This window comes from Streptomyces sp. NPDC007162, assembly GCF_040634175.1.
GTDB lineage: Bacteria > Actinomycetota > Actinomycetes > Streptomycetales > Streptomycetaceae > Streptomyces.
On the sequence record NZ_JBEYFC010000690.1, the window covers coordinates 1 to 3975 of the forward strand.

General features: G+C 69.3%; 2 protein-coding genes and 1 pseudogene. 2 read left to right on the forward strand and 1 reads right to left on the reverse strand.

Annotated elements, in window-relative coordinates; genetic code table 11:
• Positions 1-723: 723 nt before the first annotated feature.
• Positions 724-2832 carry a SpoIIE family protein phosphatase gene (locus ABZ646_RS42135; RefSeq protein WP_360531749.1) on the forward strand — a complete coding sequence of 703 codons (2109 nt, stop codon included), beginning with the start codon at positions 724-726 and terminating at the stop codon, positions 2830-2832.
• A gap of 82 nt (positions 2833-2914) precedes the next feature.
• Positions 2915-3337, forward strand: a complete 423-nt coding sequence (locus ABZ646_RS42140; protein ID WP_360531752.1) for an STAS domain-containing protein — start codon at positions 2915-2917, stop codon at positions 3335-3337.
• 111 nt (positions 3338-3448) lie between these two features.
• On the opposite strand, the pseudogene ABZ646_RS42145 reads toward ABZ646_RS42140, so the two are convergent.
• A pseudogene (locus ABZ646_RS42145) lies at positions 3449-3646 on the reverse strand (sensor protein KdpD); the annotation flags it as partial.
• Between the last annotated feature and the right edge of the window lie 329 nt (positions 3647-3975).

Consider the following 3975-nt stretch of genomic DNA (forward strand, 5'->3'; position numbering starts at 1 on the left):
TCAGCCGCTCGGGGTTGTCTCCCATGGTGATCAGCAAGGTGACTGCGCTGTCCGGGCCGATGCCTACCTGGGCGAGTAGCTGTGGGGCGTGCCGTTCGACGAGCCGCGTCAGGCGTTGGTTCAGCTCATTGATCTGCCCGGTGAGCTGTTCTGGAGAGGCAGGCTCTGCTCGCAGTCCGCTTTCCCCCAGCGGCCTGATCGTCCTTCCACGACGTGCACTCCGCCCCCGGGCGTGCTCTGCCGGACCGGGCGGGCAGTCATGGTGGCGTGCACCGCATCCGCACGAGACGACCGGGTACAGGGACGGCAGCGCGGATCGGGACGATCGGGAATCGGCCAAGGGCTACCCTTTATGCCCGTGGTCCCGGTACTCGTCCCTGGCCCTCCCACTTGAGGTATCGAGGTGTGCTCAGCGTGCAGGACGTCCGGATCAACCTGTCGGCGTTCGGTCTCAGTGAAGCAGCCCGGTGTACTGCCCAGTTGCGGACGTCCGTCGCGCGTGTGCCCTCCCAGGCCACGGCGGCACAAGCGATCGCCGACTTCTTCTACGACAGTCTGGTCGACGGGCAGGCCGGACGCGCCTGTGCTGCGGTAGGCGTCTTCCTTGCCGGGCCTCGGGAGGCCGTCACCGCGGCTGAACGTCCATGGCGACGTATGTTTCTGGCTGGATTTTGCGGACCGTGCGCCCGCTCGCCCGGCGCGGAGGGTGCCAGCCCGACGGACGTGCCCGCGCTGTCGCCCGGCACCTTCGAGAAGACGCCGTCGGTGTATCGGCTGCTCGAACGCCTAAGAGTCACGGCCGAGGACGCGCACGGCGCAGTACCTCCCGTGAGGGACGTCGACGTCGTCCACCTGCCCGCCAGCCAGGTGGACGGCCTGGAGGAACTTCTCCCGGGGCAGGATGTCCGTTCCACACTCGTCTTCGGGGGAACCCTGGCGCCGGGCGAGCGGTTCGCAGTGGTGCTGTTCTCCCGGGTTCCGCTGTCCGCCGAGGTCGTCACGCTGTTCCGCACTGTCACCGGCAGCACGCGCCTGGCACTGCTGTCCGCCGGGCAGCCGTCGCCCACCGTGGAGGCGGCCGCGGCCCGTTTTGCCCTGGAGAGCATGGAGCATTTGGTCGAACAGCGGGCCGGGCACCTGCAGACGGTGGTGGCGCAGCTGCGCTCGGCCACGACGGAGCTGCGACGATATCAGAAGGAGTTGGAGCGGCGGGAACACGAACTCCGCGAGGAGGCGGCGATCGTTGAGCTGCTGCAGGAGGTCGGCAGCCTCCTGGCGGCGGAACTCGACCTCGACGCGCTGGTCCAGCACGCGGTCGACGCCGCCACCCGTCTGGCCGGGGCGGCGTTCGGCGCCTTCTTCTACAACATCCTGGGCGAGACCGCAGAGTCGTACCTGCTCTATGTGATCTCCGGTGTCGACCGGTCGGCCTTCGACAAGTTCCCCATGCCGCGCAACACCCAGGTGTTCGAGCAGACCTTCCGAGGCTTCGGCGTGGTGCGGTCCGACGACATCACGCAGGATCCGCGGTACGGGCACAACGCACCGCACCACGGGATGCCGGAAGGGCACCTGCCGGTGCGGAGCTACCTGGCCGTTCCGGTGATGTCCCGTGGGACCGTGCTCGGCGGGTTCTTCTTCGGCCATCCCGAGCCGGGGATTTTCAAGGAACGACACGAGCGCCTGGTCACCGGTGTCGCCGCGCAGACCGCCGTGGCGCTGCAGAACGCGCAGACGTACCGCCAGGAACGGGAGGCGGCCACAGAACTGCAACGTCATTTGCTGCCGGCGCTGCCACGCGTCGACGGGGTGGCCAGTACGTGGCGATACCTGCCCGCCGCGCGGGATCGCGGTGCCGGCGGTGACTGGGTGGACCTCATACCGCTCCCGGACGGCGAAGTGGCGCTGGTCGTCGGTGACGTGATGGGCAAGGGCGTAAGAGCGGCGGCGGTCATGGGTCAGATCCGCACCACCTGCCGTGCCTACGCGCAGCTTGGTCTCGCTCCCTCCGACGTGCTGGAGCAGCTGAGCGTCCTGGTGGACGACATCGCCCCCGGCTCCATCGCCACCTGCGTCTACGCGGTGCTTGACACACGCCGGGACCGGCTGCGCGCGGCCGTCGCCGGGCACCTGCCACCGGCCCGGCGCGACCAGGAAGGCACCGTCACGTTCATGGACGAGCAGGTCGGACCACCACTGGGGGTGGGCAGGCACCGCTACATGGAGCAGGAGGTCCCGCTGCCACCCGGAGCACGGTTGCTGCTGTACACGGACGGCCTGGTCGAACGCCGCGGCCGCCCCATCGACGACGGCCTGCGGCAGCTGCGGGAGCTGTTGGCCGGGCCCGTGGGCGAGATCGAGGCGGACTGCGACTCGTGGCTGGACGCCCTGGCCGGCGGGCAGCACGACGACGACATCGCCCTGCTGTACCTGCACCGGCCGGAGGACGCGTCGCACCAGGTGGTGACGGTCGTACGGGACTACGCCCCGGTCTCCAGCGCCGTCCCCGACGCCCGCGACCTGGTGGCCGACGTCATGCGCCAGTGGGGTCTGCGGCATCTGGCGAACGACATGATGCTCATCGCGGATGAAATGGTCGCCAACGCCGTCCGCCACGCCAGGACACCACTGCGCGTCGAGTTGCGGCGAGCCGGTGAACGTATCGTCCTGGAGGTCACGGACAGCAGCATTGAGGAGCCACGTCTCATCGTGTCCCAACCCGGCGAGTTCGGACACCGGGGCATATTCCTGATCGACGCCATCGCGACACGATGGGGCACCCGCTGGATCGACGGAGGGAAAGTGGTGTGGGCGGAGATCAAGACCTCGTGACGACTCACCCCGGCCGTTTCCTCGGCCGGCACAGGAACAACCAGCCGACCCGCTCGCCCCGGACACGGAAGAGACGCCCTCGATGACCTCTGCCCCCGGCCCCGGGGCTCGCAAGCCCTCCGACAGCTCGCCACCGGTCGGTTCCCGGAGTATGGTCCCGCCCGGCCCGACGCTGAGCCTCGCTTCGCACCGCGGTCCACGACACACGGTCGTCGCCGTCGACGGCCCCATCGACTACCACAGCGCGCCCCAGCTGCTGGGACATCTCACCACCACGGAGATCCAGAATGTGCCCCTGCTGATCCTCGACCTGACCCGCGTGGACTTCTGCGACTCCAGCGCTCTGGGAGCCTTCGTCGACATCCACCGCCGCCGTGCGGCCGCGGGGCACCGGTTCGCGTTGATCGGTATACAACCCGAGGTCAGACGCATCCTCGAGCTCACCCGTCTCGCGTCCGTGCTGCCGCTGCACGAGACGGCCGAGGACGTGCTCTCCGAAGACTGACTCCCCAACCGCCGGCGAGGAATGAAGGTTGCGGCCCAGACGAGGGGCACGGCCGACAAAGGGGGGTTGCCGCAGGTCGTCAGCATGCCGTGCGCCCGGCGCCTGATCTCCTCAGTGGGCAGCGGTGGCCGGCAGGTCCGACTCCTCCGGACGCCGCGCCGGAGCCGTCGGCACGGCAAGCACCATGTTGAGTCCGCCGCCGGGCGTGTCCTCGGCGCGCAAGGCGCCGCCGGTGGCCTCGGTGAAGCCGCGGGCGACCGCGAGGCCGAGTCCGACCCCGTTGCCGCGCGGGGAGTCGCCGTCGCGCTGCGAATCTGACTCAGAAGATGCAGGGCGCCCTGATGCCGGCTGATGGCCGCCGCGGCTACCAACGATACGGTCGCGCCCCAGCTCATCCGGGTCTTGACCCTCCTTGACCAGATTGATGGGCAGCAGTCGATGCAGACCCAGGCTTCGGGCCCCAGCCGATCTGAGGGCTTGGGCAGGGCCTCGCTCGTACCGAAGCAGTCACGAAAGACCTGCCGAGATCATCGGCGCGCGAGCGAGACGATTCCGGCGGAGACCTGCAAGCGACCTTCTCGGGCCGAGCAGCGCGATGTCGTCCTCCGAGCCGGCGGCGAGGCGGGTCAGGACGGTGT